This window comes from Stenotrophomonas sp. YAU14D1_LEIMI4_1, from assembly GCF_003086815.1.
Lineage (GTDB): Bacteria > Pseudomonadota > Gammaproteobacteria > Xanthomonadales > Xanthomonadaceae > Stenotrophomonas.
The window spans coordinates 1,754,491-1,773,015 of sequence record NZ_CP025997.1 but is presented as its reverse complement, the minus strand read 5'-3'; the positions used below and the strand labels follow the sequence as shown (position 1 = coordinate 1,773,015).

Annotated in this window: 18 protein-coding genes; 3 read left to right on the top strand and 15 right to left on the bottom strand. The window is 67.9% G+C overall.

The window, feature by feature from the left end; genetic code table 11:
- Positions 1-20 precede the first annotated feature (20 nt).
- The 14 genes from pcaD to C1932_RS08220 form a co-directional block, all read right to left on the bottom strand.
- Complete coding sequence (pcaD, locus tag C1932_RS08290) at positions 21-809, bottom strand: 3-oxoadipate enol-lactonase (RefSeq protein ID WP_108761806.1); 789 nt, start codon at positions 807-809, stop codon at positions 21-23.
- Positions 810-835: 26 nt separating this feature from the next.
- A complete protein-coding gene (locus tag C1932_RS08285) occupies positions 836-2,179 on the bottom strand; it encodes a 3-carboxy-cis,cis-muconate cycloisomerase (protein WP_108761805.1) in 1,344 nt (447 codons plus the stop codon).
- A gap of 78 nt (positions 2,180-2,257) precedes the next feature.
- Entirely contained in the window at positions 2,258-2,821 is a 564-nt protein-coding gene (gene pcaG / locus C1932_RS08280; protein WP_108761804.1) for a protocatechuate 3,4-dioxygenase subunit alpha, read from the bottom strand.
- A 4-nt stretch (positions 2,822-2,825) separates the two neighbouring features.
- Positions 2,826-3,536, bottom strand: a complete 711-nt coding sequence (gene pcaH / locus C1932_RS08275; protein WP_108761803.1) for a protocatechuate 3,4-dioxygenase subunit beta — start codon at positions 3,534-3,536, stop codon at positions 2,826-2,828.
- 78 nt (positions 3,537-3,614) lie between these two features.
- Complete coding sequence (gene pcaF / locus C1932_RS08270; protein WP_108763388.1) at positions 3,615-4,823, bottom strand: 3-oxoadipyl-CoA thiolase; 1,209 nt, start codon at positions 4,821-4,823, stop codon at positions 3,615-3,617.
- Positions 4,824-4,830: 7 nt separating this feature from the next.
- Positions 4,831-5,478, bottom strand: a complete 648-nt coding sequence (locus tag C1932_RS08265; protein ID WP_108752849.1) for a 3-oxoacid CoA-transferase subunit B — start codon at positions 5,476-5,478, stop codon at positions 4,831-4,833.
- Positions 5,475-6,155, bottom strand: coding sequence for a 3-oxoacid CoA-transferase subunit A (locus C1932_RS08260; RefSeq protein WP_108752848.1), 681 nt, complete (start codon positions 6,153-6,155; stop codon positions 5,475-5,477). The genes C1932_RS08265 and C1932_RS08260 overlap by 4 nt, the downstream gene beginning before the upstream one ends.
- 171 nt (positions 6,156-6,326) lie before the next feature.
- Entirely contained in the window at positions 6,327-7,646 is a 1,320-nt protein-coding gene (locus C1932_RS08255) for an MFS transporter (RefSeq protein ID WP_199912014.1), read from the bottom strand.
- Between the two features lie 52 nt (positions 7,647-7,698).
- Entirely contained in the window at positions 7,699-8,586 is an 888-nt protein-coding gene (gene aroD / locus C1932_RS08250) for a type I 3-dehydroquinate dehydratase (protein ID WP_108761801.1), read from the bottom strand.
- The gene (locus C1932_RS08245) at positions 8,586-9,878 is read right to left on the bottom strand and encodes a carbohydrate porin (RefSeq protein WP_108752845.1); all 1,293 of its coding nucleotides are present in this window, start codon (positions 9,876-9,878) and stop codon (positions 8,586-8,588) included. Before C1932_RS08245 ends, aroD begins: the two co-directional genes overlap by 1 nt.
- Before the next feature lie 22 nt (positions 9,879-9,900).
- Positions 9,901-11,412: a right-handed parallel beta-helix repeat-containing protein gene (locus C1932_RS08240; protein ID WP_108761800.1), complete on the bottom strand. Its 1,512-nt coding sequence runs from the start codon at positions 11,410-11,412 to the stop codon at positions 9,901-9,903.
- Positions 11,413-12,250: 838 nt separating this feature from the next.
- Entirely contained in the window at positions 12,251-13,816 is a 1,566-nt protein-coding gene (locus C1932_RS08230) for a YdiU family protein (RefSeq protein WP_108761799.1), read from the bottom strand.
- A gap of 31 nt (positions 13,817-13,847) precedes the next feature.
- Entirely contained in the window at positions 13,848-14,537 is a 690-nt protein-coding gene (locus C1932_RS08225) for a glutathione S-transferase (protein ID WP_108752842.1), read from the bottom strand.
- Between the two features lie 186 nt (positions 14,538-14,723).
- Complete coding sequence (locus C1932_RS08220; RefSeq protein ID WP_004153307.1) at positions 14,724-14,933, bottom strand: cold-shock protein; 210 nt, start codon at positions 14,931-14,933, stop codon at positions 14,724-14,726.
- Positions 14,934-15,235: 302 nt separating this feature from the next.
- Between C1932_RS08220 and C1932_RS08215 the strand changes: the two genes are divergently transcribed.
- The gene (locus C1932_RS08215) at positions 15,236-15,724 is read left to right on the top strand and encodes a YaiI/YqxD family protein (RefSeq protein ID WP_108761798.1); all 489 of its coding nucleotides are present in this window, start codon (positions 15,236-15,238) and stop codon (positions 15,722-15,724) included.
- A gap of 28 nt (positions 15,725-15,752) precedes the next feature.
- On the opposite strand, the gene C1932_RS08210 is transcribed toward C1932_RS08215, so the two are convergent.
- On the bottom strand, positions 15,753-16,640 hold the full coding sequence (locus C1932_RS08210; protein WP_108761797.1) for a pseudouridine synthase: 888 nt from the start codon (positions 16,638-16,640) through the stop codon (positions 15,753-15,755).
- A 121-nt stretch (positions 16,641-16,761) separates the two neighbouring features.
- Here C1932_RS08210 and C1932_RS08205 point away from each other — a divergent pair, with 121 nt between their 5' ends.
- Both C1932_RS08205 and C1932_RS08200 read left to right on the top strand, forming a co-directional pair.
- Entirely contained in the window at positions 16,762-17,310 is a 549-nt protein-coding gene (locus tag C1932_RS08205) for a YaeQ family protein (RefSeq protein WP_108755965.1), read from the top strand.
- Entirely contained in the window at positions 17,307-18,491 is a 1,185-nt protein-coding gene (locus C1932_RS08200; RefSeq protein ID WP_108761796.1) for an NAD(P)/FAD-dependent oxidoreductase, read from the top strand. Before C1932_RS08205 ends, C1932_RS08200 begins: the two co-directional genes overlap by 4 nt.
- Positions 18,492-18,525: the final 34 nt, after the last annotated feature.

Genomic DNA, 18,525 nt, shown 5'->3' with positions numbered 1-18,525 from the left:
GTCGTCTACCTGTGCAAGTGTCAGTGCGTGGCCTGCGCCAGATGCGCGGCCAATGCATCGGTGAAGGCCTGCGGTGATTCCAGGTTGCAGATATGCCGGCCGGCCACCTGCGCATACGCACCCTGCGCAGCACCGCTGGCAATGGCCTGCAGATCGGCCGGCACGCAGACCGGGTCGTCATCGCCGGCGATGGCCAGCAGCGGCACCTGGATGCGCGCCAGCATCTCGCGGAAGTCGGCCGTGCCCACCGCGTTGCAGCAGCCCACGTAGCCCTCCACCGGCGTGGCCAGGAAGCGCTGCAGGATGTCTTCCACCAGGCTGGCATGGGTCTGTGCGAAGCCGGCCGTGAACCAGCGCTCGCGCGTGCCATCGACCAGCGGCAGCAGGCCGTCGTGCTGCACCTGGGCGATGCGTGCCTGCCAGCTTTCGGCGCTGCCGATCTTCGCGGCCGTGGCAGCCACGGTGAGCGTGCGCAGGCGGTTGCCGGCATGCACGCCCAGCCACTGGCCGGTCAGCCCGCCGATGGACAGCCCGCAGAAGTGGCTGCGCTCGATGCCCAGGTGATCCCACAACGCCAGCACGTCGACGCCCAGCTCGGCCACGCTGTACAGGCCCGGCGGCGCGCTGGACTGGCCATGGCCGCGGCGGTCATAGCGCAGGATGCGGTACTGCGCAGACAGCGCCTGCACCTGCGGCGCCCACATGCCCAGGTCGGTGCCCAGCGAGTTGCAGAAGGTCAGCCAGGGGCCGTCTTTACGGCCCTCGGTCTGGAAGTGCAGACGATGCTGCGGAAGCTCGAGAAACGGCATGCTGGCTCCAGCGAAGTACGTGGGGATCAGGCGCGTGCAAGCACGCGGTCGATCCAGGTATCGGCCATGCCGCGCCAACTGTCGGCGGCGAACAAGGCATCGAGTTGTTCAGCGGAAAGCTGCGCGGTCACCTCGGGCATCTGCGCCAGCACCGCACGCAGGTGCTGCGATTGGCCCAGTGCGCGCTGCGCGGCCTGTTCCACCAGCGCGTGCGCGGCGGCCTTGCCGATGCGCTCGCCCAGGGTGACCGCTACGGCTTCGGCATAGAGCAGGCCGCCATGGCTGTCCAGGTGCTGCAGCATGCGCGCGCGATCCAGTTGCAGGCCCTGCACCACCACGGTGACCTGGGCCAGGCTGCCGGCACACAGGCGCACGATCTCCGGCACGGTTTCCCATTCGGCATGCCACTGCCCGGCCGCACGTTCGTGCGGTTGCGGCATGGCGCTGTACAGCGTGGACAGCAGGCCCGGCACACGGGTGGCAGCGGCAATGGCCGCCACGCAGCCCACCGGGTTGCGCTTGTGCGGCATGGCCGACGATCCGCCCTTGCCCTCGCCTGCCGGTTCGAACGCCTCGGCCACTTCGGACTGCATCAACAGCACGATGTCGGTGGCGATCTTGCCCAGGCTGCCGGTCAGCAATGCGAACGCGCTGCCCAGCTCGGCCACGCGATCGCGGGCGGTGTGCCAGGGCAGTGCCGGCACTGGCAACTGCAGTTCCTCGCCCAGTGCCTGGGCAACGTCCAGGCCACGGTGCTGCAGCGAGGCCAGGGTGCCGGCGGCACCACCGAACTGCAGCACCAGGGTGTCTTCGCCCAGGGCCAGCAGACGGCGCTGGCTACGTTGCAGGGCATCGAGCCAGCCGGCGGCCTTCAGCCCGAAGGTGACCGGAACCGCCTGCTGCAACAAGGTGCGGCCCGGCAGGCCGGTACCGCGCTCGGCGTCGGCCAGCTGCGCAAGCGCCGTACACAGCGTCTGCAGGCGCGACAGCACGTGCTCACGTGCGGCGCGCAACTGCAGCACCGCACCGGTGTCGATGATGTCCTGACTGGTCGCGCCCCAGTGCACCCAGCGCGCCGCCTCGGCGTCGTTGGCCTTGACCTGCGCGGTCAGTGCCTTCACCAGCGGGATGGCGGGGTTGCCGGCAAGCGCGGTGGCGGCTGACAGCGCGCTCACATCGTAATGGGCTGCATTGCAGGCCGCCTCGATGGGGGCCACCGCCGCCTGCGGAATCACCCCGCAGCGCGCCTGCGCGCGGGCCAGCGCGGCTTCCACATCCAACATGGCCTGCAGCCGTGCCGCATCGGTGAACGCCACGTCCACGGCAGGCTCGCCGAACAGGCCGCCAAGCAGCGAAGGAGTCGGGTTCATCAAAGTAGATCCTTCCGGGGTTGCCCCAGCTTACCCGCGCCGGCCGTGACCGGCGTGGGCAAGCGACAGCCCGGGCGTTCAGTAGGCAAAGAACACGGTTTCGTCGGGGCCCTGCATGCGCACGTCCCAGTGGTACACGCCCTGGCCCTGCGCCTGCGCGACCAGGGTGTGGCGGCGCTCGGCCGGCACCAGCGCCAGGATGGCATCGTCGCCATTGCTGGCTTCGTCACTGAAGTAGATGCGCGCGCGGGTGGCCTGCAGCAGGCCGCGCATGAACACCAGCACCACCAGGTGCGGGGCCTGCGCTTCACCGCGCAGCCCCGCCACGCGGCCGGGCTTGACGGTGCTGAAGGCAAAGCGTCCCTGGTCGTCGGTCGGCACCCGGCCCCAGCCATCGAAGCTGGGATCGTGGTCGTCGCGGCGCGGGTCTTCGGCGTGCGCGTAGATGCCCTGCGCGTCGGCCTGCCAGATTTCCAGCACGGCATCGGACACCGGCACGCCCTCGCCATCGAACACCTGGCCCTGCACCTGCACGCGTTCGCCCTGCGCCTGGGCCGGCGCGATCTCGACGCGGTACAGCGGTTCCAGGCCCAGCCGGTAGTAAGGGCCGACGGTCTGCCACGGAGTGGATTGGAAGCTCATGGTCTTACTCCCACACGGTCATCTTGCGACCGCGCAATACGATGTCGAAACGATAGCCCAGCGCGAATTCATTCGCGGTGGTTTCCCAGTCGAACGAGGACACCATGCGCTCCCGCGCCTTGGCGTCATCCACGCAGTTGTAGATCGGGTCGAACGCCAGCAGCGGGTCGTTGGGGAAGTACATCTGCGTGACCAGGCGCTGGCCGATGCCTTCGCCATGCAGCGAGAAGTGGATGTGCGCCGGCCGCCAGGCGTTGTAGTGGTTGCGCCACGGGTACGCGCCCGGCTTGATGGTGGTGAAGCGGTAGCGGCCTTCGCTGTCGGTCAGCACCTGGCCGGTGCCCTTGAAGTTCGGGTCCAGCGGTGCGTCGTGCTGGTCGCCCTTGTGCAGGTAGCGCCCGGCGGCGTTGCACTGCCACACCTCGACCACCGAATTGCGCACCGGCCGACCGTTCTCATCCAGCACGCGGCCACTGACGATGATGCGCTCACCCAGCGGCTGGCCGGGGAAGCCAGCAGTCAGATCGGCGGCATGCGCGCCCAGGGTGATGCGGTTGATGCTCGGCCCCGTCACTTCGGAAAGGGTGACCGGAATGGCAATCGGATCGGTGCCCGGGCCGCGCTTGGCGGTGCTGGCATACGGCAGGTGGATGCGCGGAGGCTGGCTGCCGGGATACGGCTTGCGGTAGCCGCGCAGTTCGGTGGGATCGCTCATGGCGTACTCCTGTTGGCGAGCGGCCCGAGGGCCGCGGCTGTCATGCTGGTTACGGGCAGATTATGGAATGCGAGGGGGTCACACGCGCTCGATGGCCAGGGCCACGCCCTGCCCCACGCCGATGCACATGGTGGCCAAGCCACGCCGGCCGCCGCTGGCTTCCAGCTGGCGCAGCAGGGTCAGTGCCAGGCGCGCGCCGCTCATGCCCAGCGGATGGCCCAGCGCAATGGCGCCGCCGTTGGGATTCACGTGTGCGGCATCGTCGGCCAGACCCAGCTGGCGCATGCAGGCCAGGCCCTGCGAGGCGAAGGCTTCGTTCAGTTCGATGGCATCGAAATCGGTGATTGACAGGCCCAGCCGTGCCATCAGCTTCTGGCTGGCCGGCACCGGGCCCATGCCCATGATGGCCGGCTCCACGCCCGCGCTGGCGAAGCCGAGGATGCGCGCGCGCGGAGTCAGCCCCAGCGCCTTGACCTGTGCGCCCGAGGCAAGCAGCAGTGCCGCCGCGCCATCGTTGATGCCCGACGCATTGCCGGCGGTCACCGTGCCCGGCTGGCGGAACAGCGGCTTCAGTTTGGCCAGTGCTTCGGCGGTGGTATCGCCACGCGGGTGTTCATCACGGTCGACGGTCACGGTCTCGCCGCGCTTGCGGCCCGGCACGTCCACCGCCACGATCTCGCCCTCGAAGAAGCCACGCGCCTGCGCCGCGGCGGTGCGCTGCTGGCTGCGCAGGGCGAACGCATCCTGGTCGTCGCGGCTGATGCCGTAGCGCTCGGCCACGTTCTCGGCGGTCTGGCCCATCGTTTCCACGCCATGCAGTTCACGCAGGCGCGGGTTGATGAAGCGCCAGCCCATGGTGGTGTCTTCGATCTGCTGGTCGCGGGCGAACGGCGAGGCCGCCTTGCCCATCACGAACGGCGCGCGCGACATCGATTCGACGCCGCCGGCGATGGCCAGGCCCAGCTCGCCCGCAGCGATGCCGCGCGCCACGGTGCCGATGGCATCCAGCCCCGAACCGCACAGGCGGTTGATCGTGCTGCCCGGCACGCTTACCGGCAGGCCAGCCAGCAGCAGGCTCATGCGCGCCACGTTGCGGTTGTCTTCGCCGGCCTGGTTGGCGCAGCCCAGGTAGACATCCTCGATCAGCGCCGGGTCCAGCTGCGGGTGGCGCGCCAGCAGGGCCTTCAGCGGAATCGCGCCCAGGTCATCGGCACGCACGCCGGACAGCGCGCCGCCGTAGCGGCCGATCGGGGTGCGGATGCCATCGACGATGTAGGTCTCGTGCAGGCTCATCTCAGGCTCCTTCGGCCAGGGCCAGCGGCAGGCCGGTCAGTTCACGCAGTTGTGCGATGTCCATGCCTTCCACCATTTCCAGCACGGTGGCGCCGTCGGGGCCGAGATCGAACACCGCCACATCGGTATACACGCGCGATACGCAGCGCAGGCCGGTAAGCGGGTAGCTGCAGTCGGCCACCAGCTTGCTTTCACCCTTCTTGGTGAACAGGTCCATCATCACGAAGACCTGCTTGGCGCCGATGGCCAGGTCCATGGCACCGCCCACGGCGGGAATGGCGTCGGCCGCACCGGTGCTCCAGTTGGCCAGGTCACCGTGTACCGACACCTGGAAGGCGCCCAGCACGCAGATGTCCAGGTGGCCGCCACGCATCATCGCGAACGAGTCGGCATGGTGGAAATAGCACCCCCCGGTGAGCAGGGTGACCGGCTGCTTGCCGGCATTGATCAGGTCCGGGTCTTCGTGGCCGGGCGCCGGCGCCGGCCCCATGCCCAGCAGGCCGTTTTCCGACTGCAGGAAGATTTCCTTGTCGGCCGGCAGGAAGTTGGCCACCGTGGTCGGCAGGCCGATGCCCAGGTTCACGTAGGCACCTTCGGGAATATCGCGGGCCACGCGCGCGGCCATCTGTTCGCGGCTGAGCTTGTTCATGCCTGTACTCCTGCTGCGGCCACCGGCACCACGCGCTGCACGAAGATGCCGGGCGTCACCACCGCTTCCGGGTCCAGTTCGCCCAGCGCCACCACCTCACGCACCTGCACGATGGCGCAGCGCGCGGCCATCGCCATCAGCGGGCCGAAGTTGCGCGCGGTCTTGCGATAGACCAGATTGCCCCAGCGATCGCCGCGGTCGGCCTTGATCAGCGCGAAGTCGGCATGCAGCGGATATTCCAGCACGTAGTGGCGGCCGTCGATCTCGCGCGTTTCCTTGCCCTGGGCAAGTTCGGTGCCGTAACCGGTGGGGGTGAAGATGGCACCCAGGCCGGAACCGGCCGCATGGATGCGCGCGGCCAGGTTGCCCTGCGGCACCAGTTCCAGCTCGATTTCACCGGCGCGATACGCAGCATCGAAGTGCTGCGAATCGGACTGGCGCGGGAACGAACAGACGATGCGGCGCACGCGCTTGTGCTTGATCAGCGCGGCCAGGCCGGTATCGCCGTTGCCTGCATTGTTGTTGATGATGGTCAGCTCGCGCGCGCCCTGCGCGATCAGCGCATCGATCAGCTCGTCGGGCATGCCCGCGGTGCCGAAGCCACCGATCATCACGGTGGCCCCATCGTGGATATCGGCCACCGCTGCTTCGGCGCTGGCCACGGTCTTGTCGATCACTGCATTGCTCCTTGCCCTGCCCTTCGCTGGTACGTACCAGCGCGGCGCACGGCCACTGCGACGGGAAAACATGACGCGGACATGGTGCGCACAGGCCCCTGCCCGGTCAATCCGATATTCGGCCATTCAATCCGATAATCGCACATTGCCTGCATGACTCCGGAAGGCGGTTCAACGCCGGTTCTGGCCCACGCCCACGCGCAGCCCCAGGCATGCCCAGGCGGCCAACAGCAGCGGCAGCGCGCACAGCACATACAGCGCCGACGGCGGCCAATGGCCATCCACCAGCACGCCCACGGTGAGCGGCGACAGGATGGCGCCGACCCGGCCGACGCCGATCGCCCAACCCAGGCCGGTGGTGCGCACCTGTGCGGCGAACACCACCGGTGCGGCGGCGTACAGCCCGGCCATGGCAGCAAACAGCGCCGCACCAATCACGAATGCCAGCGGGAAGGCCACGTTCAACTGTGTGTTGAACGCAGCGAAGCCCAGCATCGCCACCATCGCCAACAGCAGCGCGCCGGCGGTCAGGCGGGACAGCGACCAGCGCGAGGCCAGCCAGCCGAACAGACTGCCGCCGACGATGCCGCCCAGGTTCAGCAGCACGCCGCCGGTGATGCCCTGCTGCGCCGAAACACCTGCAGATACCAGCAGCTTCGGGGTCCAGCTCAGCACGAAGTAGAACGCGAACATGTGCAGGAAGAACGCCAGCGCGATCAGCAGCGCGACACGGCGCAGATCACCCACGAACAGCGCGGCGTAGCCCTGCGGCTGGCCCTCACGCACCGGTGCCGGCGGCAGCGCCTGCAGCGCAGGCATCTGCATGCGCGACAGCAGCGCGTTCAATCGCGGCAGCGCATCGGCCGGGCGCCGTGCCACCAGGAAATCCAGCGATTCGGGCAGGCACTTGAGCACCAGCGGGATGCACAGCAGCGAGGCACCCGCGCCGATCAGGAACACGCTGTGCCAAGACCAGTGCTGCAGCATCCACGCCGCCAGCACGCCACCGGCGGTGGCGCCAATGGGATAACCGGTTGCCTGCAGGGCCACGGCGGTGCTGCGCCACTTGGCGTTGGCATACTCGGCGGTGATCACCCCCACACCGGCCAGCATGCCGCCAATGCCGATGCCGGTGAACACCCGCAGCGCGCCCAGCTGCCACGCGTTGCCGGCCAGCGCCGACAGCGCCATGCCCGTGGTCAGGATCAGCAGGCAGCACACGATCATCGGCCGCCGGCCCCAGCGGTCAGCCAGCGGCGCCAGCAGGAACGAGCCCAGCGCCATGCCGACCAGGCCGGCACTGAGCATCAGCCCCAGCACCTTGCCCGACAGTTCCCAGTCCGCCGACACGTGCGGCGCGGTGAAGGCCATCACCATCACGTCGAAGCCATCGAGCATGTTCAGCAGCACGCAGATGGCGATGGCGGTCCACTGGAAGGGACTCATCCGTTCCAGGACGAGCGGCGGTGCGGCGGCGGAGGCGTGGCTCATGGTGCGGTTTCCTGCAACAGCGTGAAGCGGCGGAACATCCGGCGTGGTGGTCTCAGCGACCGGCCTGGCTGGAAGCGTGGATGACCTGCAGGACGTCCTGCAGTTGTTCGACTTCAACCTGGCCCGGCGCCGACGGCGTGCCGATCATGCCGAAGGTCAGGGCCTGGCCGAAGGTTTCCCCAGCCAGTCGCGAGACCACGCCGGTGCCGCCCATCGACATGGTCAGCAGCGGCTTGTCACTGCGCTGGCGTACCTGCCAGGTGGCGTCCAGCAGGGCCAGCACATCGCCGGCGTCGCGCGGCATCACCGCGATCTTCAGCACGTCCGCGCCCATCGCCTGCTGCTTCAGCAGCCGCGCGACGATCTCCTCGCGCGGCGGCGTGGCCTGGAAATCGTGGTTGGACATCACCACCTTCACCCCCGCCTTGTGCGCCTGCGCCACCAGCGCCTGCACCACGTTCGGGTCGCGAAACATTTCCACATCGATCAACTGGGCAAAGCCACCGCGCAGCAGCGTGGCGTACAGCGCGCCGTAGTCGCGGTCACTGATCGCCTTCGCACCGCCCTCGGCCTTGGTACGGAAGGTGACGATCATCGGCTTGCCGCCCAGCGTGGCCTGGATGCGCTTGCCCAGCGCCACCAGCTTGCTGCCATCGGTGGCGATATCCAGGTAATCGATGCGCCATTCGGCCAGGTCGGTGTGCGTGCTGGCGGCGATGGCCGCGGCCTGCTGCAGAGCGAGTTCGGCACTGGCACCGGTAATTGGCACGATGGTGCGCGGGCTGCCCTCGCCGATGCGCAGCGAGCCCACCTGCAGCACCGCCGGCGGCGGCGCGGCCAGGGCCAACACGGGGGAGGTGCACAGCGCACCGGCGAGGACAAGGGAGGCAAACGGAATGCGCATGGCAGTCACCAGGGCGTGGAAGGAGCGCGCGGCCATCAGAAGGTCACCTTGGCCTGGACACCCACGGCCCAGGCGTTGTCGGTACCGCTGTAGTTGAACGTGCCGGGATTGACGATGTACTGCACGTCGGGGCGGATCATCAGCCACGGGTTCACCTGGAAGCTGTAGGACAGCTCGAACAGCTCCTCGGCCTGGCTGAGGTTGTACAGCGGCGAATCCACCGGCACGCCACCGGCGGCCAGCGAAGCGCGGCGCGCATCCACCAAGCGGTCGTTGATATCGGCGCCCACGTAACCCAGCGCGATGCTGTCCTGCGCGCGCGAACCGATGCCCTGGTACACGCCACCCACTGCATACCAGCGCTTGATCTGTGCGGTATCGGCGTCGGACACCATGTACTGCGCGAACGCCGTCAGGCCGCGGCTGGGGTCGGCCGACTCCTGGGTCAGGCGCTGCTCGGCCAGCACGTAGGCGCCGTGGCGGCCGGTGGTGGGCGAGGTATCCAGGCCGCGCTGGTCTACGCGCGAGGTGTCGTAGTAGCCTCCGAATTTGTAGACGCCGGCGTAGCGGCTGCCCTTGGCCGGGGTCCAGGTCACTTCCACCGGGAACAGCGAACCGGTGGTGCCCGAGGCGAACGGGCGGAACGCATTGCGTTCGATGTTGCCACCCAGGTTCGGGTTCACCTGGAACCAGCCGGTGCGCACGTTCAGCGCCGGGCTGACCTGTTGCGCCACTTCACCGCCCCAGCGCGCCACCGGGTAGTTGTACCAGCCGCTGTTGCCGGACATCGCCAGCGGGTGCGCGCAGAACGCCGCATTGACGAAATGGGTCAGCAGGCTGTGCAGGCCGAACTGGTTGCCCATCGCGTAGTAGCCCAGCTTGTAGTACGACTGGCCACCGTTGAAGGTCTGGTCGTAGCTCAGTTCGGTCAGCCGCGTGTACTGGCCGCCGTAGGCTTCCTGGATCGGGAAGCGGTTGCCGACCAGATCGGCCGAGGTGCTGCGGCCACGCCGGTCGTTGAGCGTGAAGTGGAAGGCACCGCCGTCCCAGCCGGCCAGCTTGCCCATGTCCAGGTCCATGCCCACGCGCACCTGCTGCGCATAGCGGGCGCCGGTTTCCCCGTAGCCGCCATCCACCACGCCCATGGCCTCGCCCACGTAGTCGCCGCGGAAGGCAATGCCGCGCTCGTACAGATCGGTGCGGGTACCGCCCCAGTCGCCGGTGAGCGTCTTGCCCGCGTAGCGGTTGCTGGATTGCGCGCTGGCGACGGCCGGCAGCAGGGCCATCGCGGCCAGTACGGTCAGGGAAACAGGCTTTGCAGGAATCATGGTCAGGGTCTCGGAAAGGTGATCAGCGCAGCGACAGCGGCGCGCTCAGGGGGGACGTGGCGCCCTGCGGCGAGGTGACCGTGGCGGTCACACCGCCCAGATCCGCAGCATCGGCGCCATTGCCCAAGGGGAAGGTGAAGGTGCCGTTGCCCTGGCCGTCGGTACGCGCCTGCACGGTGCCCAGCACGCGCTCAGCTTCGCTGCCGTTGGCCGCACGGTTGCCGAACACTTCCACCTGGTAGTGGCTGTCCGGCTGGCCGTGGAAGCTGCCGGTCACGGCGCGCTGTGCGCCCTTGCCCTGCACAGCCACCAGTTGCGGCGCGGCCTGGCCCAGGTTGGCCTGCGGCTGGCAATCGGCCTGGCCGGCGGCGCTGCAGATGCGCGCACGCTTGGCCGGATCGTTGTCCACGCCGCGCCCACGCGAGCCGACGAAGCTGGCATGTTCCAACCCCGGCACACCGAACACGATGGCGCCGCGCGGCTGGCCCTTCACGCAGGCGCCGCCGGCTTCGCAGCGCTCGATCGGCAGACCGTTGCCGAAGATGCGGTTGGCGCTGAAGCGGTTCGGCGCACTGACCGGCTGCGGACGCACGCCAATGCCGATGCCGTTGCCGGTGATGGTGTTGCCATCGACCACGTTGCCGCTGCCGGTGATGCTGAGCCCGATCGAGTTGCCGGTGAAGGTATTGGCCGCGATGTAGTTGCGGTTGCCCCAGTTGATCTGCAGGCCATCGGAGTAATCGACGAAGCGGTTGTGCACCACGCTGTTGTCATTGCCCCACAGGATTTCGATGCCCTGCGACGGTTCCGGGTTGGCCGTGGTGGACTGGAACAGGTTGTCGGCCACCAGGTTCCAGGCCGCGCCGCGGGTCAGTTCCAGGCCATCGCCGTTGTCCAGGAACACGTTGCGCACGATGCGGTTGTGCACCGTGGTGGTGGCGGTGGACTGGCCCTTGCCATCGTCGCCGGTGAGCATGATGCCGGCACCGCCCTTGTTGGCGACGATGCGGTTGTCATGGATTTCGCTGTGGCTGGCGCGGTTGATCAGCACGCCGATGCAGAAGTTGCGGATCTCCAGGCCGGTCAGTTCGACGCCCTGGGTATCGCGCAGCACCAGGCCTGGCAGCGTGGTGGTGCGCACATTGGTGCCAGACTGGCCCGGCTCGGCACCCGGGCAGGCATCGGTGCCGGTGCCGGTCACGTAGGCCGAGCCATCGATGGCCACAAACTGGCCATCGCGCGCCCACGGCGTGCCGACAATCTGCACCGGGCCCTTGATTTCCGGCAGCGGCGAGGCCGGCTTGATCACGTACGGCGCCGCGCCCACCGCATTGATTTCAATGCGGTAGCGGCCCGGCGTGGCGTTGGCGGTTTTGATGGCCCAGCGCAGCGAGCCGGCGTTGCTGTCGTCGGCGTAGCGATCGACACGCAGCACCTGCAGCGCTTCACGCGGGGGTTCGGCCTGGTAGGCCAGCGCCAGCGACGGCAGCAGGGCAAGCAGGGACAGGGAAACGACAGACAGACGACGGCACATGCGATCACTCCGCACAGGTGAAAGAGATCCAACGGTCTTCCCCTGCACCTGGCTTCAGCACCGTTGCCTATGCTGCCCTCGCCCCGCCAGGGGTGGATCGCTTGGACTGCTATGAAACTGCGGAAGTGAAATTAGGTTTATCGCACTGCACCATTCAAGTGCGGTAATCGACTGCGCGTGCGAATATCGCACTGAATAGGTAATACGTTGGTTGTAGGGGGTTCTTTGCAGGGCTTGCAGCCCTGCACCCGCTCAATGCAACGGCAACGGCGAAAGCAACAGCAACAGCAACAGCGGCATTCCGTGGGATGGCGGGGCGGTGTCGGAGTGCGGGGACGCCGCAAGTACGTCCTTGTAGGCTTGGCAGCCGCATCCATGCGGCTGACACCCCGCAATCCGACACCGCCCCGCCTTCGACAGGTTCACGCGGCTGTTGGTATCTGCGCCAATTGTCCCGCGCGGCTGTTGGTAGGTGTCGACCTTGGTCGACACATCTGTCAGATATCGAATGAATTCATCCGTGTCGACCAAGGTCGACACCCACCAGAGCAGAACGCCGCTTCGACAGCACGCGGCTGTCCGTAGGTGTCGACCTAGGTCGACACCCACCAGAGCAGAATGCCGTTCCAGCAGATCGCGGGAAACTGTCGAAGGTGGGGCGGTGTCGGATTGCGGGGTGTCAGCCGCATGGATGCGGCTGCCAAGCCTACAAGGACGTACTTGCGGCGTCCCCGCAATCCGACACCGCCCCACCATCCCACCGATACCCAGCTTTTGACGTTGCTGTTGCTGTTGCATTGAGCAGGTGCAGGGCTGCAAGCCCTGCAAAAAAACTCCCCTACGAACTGCAGGACAGCATCGAGCAGCCGGCGCGGTGCTCGGCCCAGGCCGGCCGCTTGCCTGCGTAATGTTCCAGCCCCGGCCGCTGCGTATACGGATCGCGCAGCACCTCCTGCAGCGCATGCACGCCACCCAGGTCGCCCTGCTCGGCGCGATCGATGGCCTCCTGCGCCAGCCAGTTGCGCAGCACATACAGCGGATTGGCCGCTGCCATCTTCGCCTGCCGCGCTTCGACCGACAGCGGGTCCACGCGCAGCCGCGCCGCGTACGCCTGCAGCCACTGCTGCAACGGCGCCTGCACCGCCTGCCGGCGTGCCTGGTCGTAATACACATCGCCCAGTGCGGCCACATCCGGCGCGGCCACGTCCACCTGCATCAACGCACGCCACGCCAGGGTCATGTCCATGCCGCCGTCCTGCAGCAACTGCTGCCAGCGAAGGTACAGCTGCAGATCCTCATCGTCAGCCGCCGCCAGACCCAGCTTGGCCGCTGCATCGCGCCGGGTGCAGGCCACGAAGGTGGACTGGAATGCGGCCAATCCGGCCTGCAGGGGCTGCACATCGGCGAACAACGGCGACAGTGCCTGCGCCAGCCGGTTGAGATTCCAGTACGCCACCTGCGGCTGGGTGCCGAAGCGGTAGCGGCGGCCTTGCGCGTCGGTGGTGTTGGGCGTCCAGTCCGGGTCGTAATCCTCCACCCAGCCGTACGGGCCGTAATCGATGGTCAGGCCGAGCACGGACAGGTTGTCGGTGTTCATCACTCCATGCACGAAGCCGACGCGCATCCAGTGCGCCATCAGCTCGGCGGTGCGCACGGCAATCTGCGCGAACCAGTCGCCGTACAGCGCCCCCCCTTCCCCCTGCAGTTCAGGGAAATCGCGGGCAATGCAGACGTCGGCCAGCTGCTTCAGCAGCGTGGTCTCACCGCGCGAGGCAGGCAGTTCGAACGTGCCGAAGCGCATGAACGACGGCGCCACGCGGCAGACGATCGCGCCGGGCTCGGCGCGCGGGTGGCCGTCGTAGAACATGTCGCGCACCACGTCCTCGCCGGTGCCGACCAGCGACAGCGCACGCGTGGTCGGCACGCCCAGGTGATGCATGGCTTCGCTGCACAGGAATTCGCGGATGGACGAGCGCAGCACGGCGCGACCATCGGCGCCGCGCGAATAGGGCGTGGGCCCGGCGCCCTTCAACTGCAGCTCCCAATGGCGCCCGTCGGCGGCCACCAGCTCACCCAGCGATATCGCGCGCCCGTCGCCCAGCTGCCCGGCCCAATGGCCGAACTGGTGGCCACCGTAGTTGGCCGCCCACGGCTGCATGCCGTCGTACAGCGCGTTGCCGCCGAACACCTGGGCGAAGTCGGCGCCCTGCACATCGGCGGCGTCGAAGCCAAGGAACGCGGCAACCTGCGGCGACCAGGCCAGCAGGGTCGGCGCCGCGACCGGGGTCGGCATCACCGATGACCAGGCCGCCTCGCGCACCTCGCGGCGGCGTGGGCCGGTTTCGGGGTCGCCCGGCAGGGCAGTCAGCAAGCGGTTGTCGAAACGGGGGGCGTGGGTATCCATGCCAGCAGGATGGGGGCGGTCGGCCCCGGCCTCAATCGCCGCGCAGGGCCTGCAGTGCCCCGCCGTGGGCCTCGGCGCGCTGGTAGGCCGGGCGCTGGCCGATGCGTTCCAGGAAGCCCCGCAACGCCGGCTTGTCGTCCAGCCCGCCGCCACGGGCGGCCGCGGCCTGGATCGGGAAACTCATCTGGATGTCGGCCGCACTGAAGCGTTCACCGGCGAACCACGGGCTTTCGGCCAGGCGCCGCTCCATCCAGTCCAGGTGCAGGCGGCGCTGCGGGCCGATGAAGCTGCGCTCGGCCTTGTCGGCGATGCTGCGTGCGATCGGCCGGGCAAAGAACGGCATCGGCGCACTGCGGATGCGCCCGACCACCAGGGTCAGCAGCAGCGGCGGCATGGCCGACCCTTCGGCGTAGTGCAGCCAGTAGCGATAGGCGATGCGCTCGGCACTGTCGGCCGGCACCGGCGACGGCGACAGCACGCGCTGGGTGTCGTAGCGGTCGACCAGGTAGTCCAGGATCGCGCCGGATTCGGCCAGCACCAGGTCACCGTCCTGCAGCACCGGCGCCTTGCCCAGCGGATGGATCTGCCGAAGCTCCGGCGGCGCCAGCAGCGTCTTCGGATCGCGCGGGTAGCGCCGCAGTTCGTAGTCCAGCCCCAGTTCTTCCAGCATCCACAGCACGCGCAGCGAACGCGAGTTTTCCAGGTGGTGGACGATGCGCATGCGAAAACTCCTGAGGGAAGCCCGCATCGTACCGCGCGCGATGCATGCGCTCCGTAGAGTCGAGCTTGCTCGACTGCCTTTCGCATTGCGCCAACGGCAGTCGAGCAAGCTCGGCTCTACAAAAGCAAAAAAAACGCCGGAAGCTTTCGCTTCCGGCGTTCTGGCTACCAAACGGTAGCAGACGGATTAGACCGCCTGCACCTGGTCAGCCTGCATACCCTTCTGGCCCTGGACGGCGATGAAGGTAACCTTCTGGCCTTCCTGCAGGGTCTTGAAGCCGGTGCCCTGGATGGCACGGAAGTGCACGAACAGGTCCGGGCCGCTTTCCGGGGTGATGAAGCCGAAGCCCTTGGCGTCGTTGAACCACTTGACGGTGCCGGTCTGACGATCAGACATTTGACTAACTCCTGAAACACATGTTGAAAAAATCGCAGCCACCGGGAATCGGGGCCGAGACTGAGTTGCAGGCGTTGGTAAAGCGGATCGATGAGCGGATCGTGAGATCAACTGCACCAGGCCACGATTCACGGTGACCCTAGCAAACACAGTGGGTCGAACGATACGCGTGTTTTCAGCAAAAAGCGATAGCCCCGGCATTCAGCGGCAGAGCCCCGCCCGCTAGACGTGACAAGGGCTGGGCCCAGATCAGGGCTAAACCCGAGTCCCTATTCAGGTTTTTCCTACCCTACACTGGGCTGATGACTGAAGCTGAAACCCCCGCTGAACACGCCCGCCCACGCATCTGGGTCGATGCCGACGCCTGCCCGACGGTCATTCGCGACATCCTTTTCAGGGCCGCCGAACGGGTCGGCCTGGAGCTGACCCTGGTTGCCAACCAGTGGCTGCGCACCCCGCCCTCGCGCTGGATCCGCTCGCTGCAGGTGCCGCAGGGCCTGGACGTGGCCGACAGCGCCATCGTCGAACGGGTGGCCGCCGGTGACCTGGTGGTCACCCAGGACATCCCGCTGGCGGCGCTGGTACTGGATAAGAAGGCCGTGGCGCTGAACCCGCGCGGCCAGCTGTACACCGCCAACAACATGGCCGAGCGCCTGTCCATGCGCAATTTCATGGAGGAACTGCGCGGTGCGGGCGTGCAGACCGGTGGCCCGCCGCCGCTGGGCGCGCGCGACCGCCAACTGTTCGCCGCAGAACTGGATCGCTGGCTGGCCCGGGTCAAGCCACGGTGATCAAGCCACGGTGACCCGGCCGCGCTGATCAGGCGCCCGGCACCGGGTCGGCCGGCCAGCGCAGCGAGCGCTCGCTGCGGAACACACGCGGATCCCCGCTGAGTGGATCCTGGAAGGCCAGGGCCCGCGCCAGCAGTTGCAGCGGCGGCGCCTGCAGCGGATCGGCCGACGGCTGCAGCTGTGGATACAGGTCATCGCCCAGGATCGGCGCCCCCAGCGCGGCCATGTGCACGCGCAGCTGGTGCTTGCGCCCGGTCTGCGGGCGCAGCCGGTAGTGCCACACCGCGCCATCGTCGGCGATCACCTCCACCTGCGTGCGCGCATTCGCCTCGCCCGCCACTTCGGCCATGCGGAAGAAGGGCTCACCCGGCACGATCCGGCTCAACCGCTGCTGCGGGAACGGCAGCCCTGGCAGGGCCGGCGCCAGTGCCTCGTAGATCTTTTCGATGCGCCGCTCACGGAACAGGCGCTGGTAGGCGTCACGCGAATCGGGCCGCTGCGAGAACAGCACCAGCCCGGCGGTCAGCCGATCCAGCCGATGCAGGGGCACCAGGTCGGGATTGCCGGTGCGTGCCACCAGCCGCGCCAGCAGGGTCTCGCGCACATAGCCCCCGGCCGGGGTGACCGGCAGATAGTGCGGCTTGTCGGCCACCAGCAGGTGCGCGTCCTGGTACAGCACCGTTTCGCTGAACGGAATGACCGGCTCATCGCTGACTTCGCGGAAATAGACGATCTCCCGCCCGACCTGCCACGGCTGGTCGGCTGCAAGCGCCCTGCCCTGCGCATCCCGCACCCGCCCACGCGCGAAACGGTCCAGCCACTGGCCGCGGTCAATGCGCGGGAAACGCGCGCACAGGCCGTCCAGCAGGGTCGGCCAGTCCCCGGGGGGCAACTGCAGGCGGCTGGGCAGGCTCATCGAACACACACGCAGGGAAGTCGCGGCCAGAGTGCCACCGTTGACACCGCGCAGACACCCCTGCCACGGACACCCCGCCAGCAAACCTCTATCATGGGCGGTCTTTGCCCCCGGAACGCCCATGGCCCTCACCGCCACCATCCGCAAGGCCGAACTGCAGATCAGCGACATGGATCGCGGCTACTACGCGACCCACAACCTGACCCTGGCCCAGCACCCGTCCGAAACCGACGAGCGCCTGATGGTGCGCCTGCTGGCCTTCGCCCTGAACGCCGATGACCGCCTGGAGTTCGGCCGCGGCCTGAGCACCGACGACGAGCCGGACCTGTGGCAGCACGACTACACCGGCGACATCCTGCAGTGGATCGATCTGGGCCACCCGGACGAATCGCGCATCCGCAAGGCCAGCAATCGCAGCCGGTCGGTGCAGGTGGTGAACTACGGCGGCAACGCATCCGATATCTGGTGGAACAAGCAGGGCAAGGGCCTGGCCCGTTTCGACAACCTGTCGGTGGTCGACCTGGACGGCGCCTTCGTTGAACAGTGGGGCCAGCAGATCCAGCGCGCCATGCGTTTCAGCGTGCTCATCCAGGATGGCGAAGTGCAGATCCTCAACGACCAGATCCAGCTGGACGTGATTCCCAGCTGGCGCAAGCGCGCCAAGGCATGAGCATTACCCGTTGCGACGTGGTGGTCATCGGCGCCGGTGCCGCCGGGCTGATGACCGCGCTCACCGCCGGCCGCCGCGGGCGCCAGGTGCAGGTGCTGGACCACGCCAACAAGGTCGGCAAGAAGATCCTGATGTCCGGCGGCGGGCGCTGCAATTTCACCAATACCGGCACCACCCCGGCCAACTTCCTGTCGGCCAACCCGCATTTCTGCAAATCGGCGCTGGCCCGCTATTCGCCGTGGCACTTCATCGACATGGTGGAGAAGCACGGCATCGCCTATCACGAAAAAGAGCTGGGCCAGCTGTTCTGCGATGTCTCATCGAAGCTGATCGTGAAGATGCTGGTGGAGGAATGCCAGGCCGCCGGCGCCCAGATCCGCACTCAGTGCAGCATCGAGCGCATCGAACACGCCAGCGATGGCTTCCGCGTGCACACAACGCAGGGGCTGTTTCATTGCGCATCGCTGGTGGTGGCCACCGGCGGGCTGTCCATTCCCAGCCTGGGTGCCACCGGCTTCGGCTACGAACTGGCCCGCCAGTTCGGCCACAACGTGCTGCCCACCCGCGCCGGCCTGGTGCCGCTCACCCTCAGCGGCAAGCACCAGGAACGCCTGGCCGAGCTGAGCGGGATGGCCCTGCCGGTGCAGGCGCACTGCAATGGCAAGAGCTTCCAGAACTTCATGCTGCTCACCCATCGTGGCGTCAGCGGGCCGGCCATCCTGCAGATCTCCTCGTTCTGGCAGCCCGGCGACACCCTTGAGATCGATCTGCTGCCCGGCCAGGACGCCGGGGAGTGGCTGCGGCAGATGAAGCGCGAGCGCCCTGCCGCCGAACTGCGTACGGTGCTGGGCGAGGTGCTGCCCAAGCGGCTGGCGCAGCGCCTGTGCGAGCACTGGCTGCCGGACCGCCCGGTGCGCCAGCTCGACGAACCGGTGCTGCGCCAGGCCGCGCAGGTGCTGGGCGCGTTCCCGCTGGTAGCCAGCGGCACCGAAGGCTACCGCACCGCCGAGGTGACCCTGGGCGGGGTGGATACGGCCGAAGTGTCGTCTTCCACGTTCGAATCCAAGCGCGTGCCCGGCCTGCATTTCGTCGGCGAGGTGTTGGATGTGACCGGTTGGCTGGGCGGATACAACTTCCAGTGGGCGTGGGCCAGCGGTCACGCCGCAGGCAGCGTGGTGTGAACCGCATCGCCGTTCGGCGCTCGCCCGGGGCCAG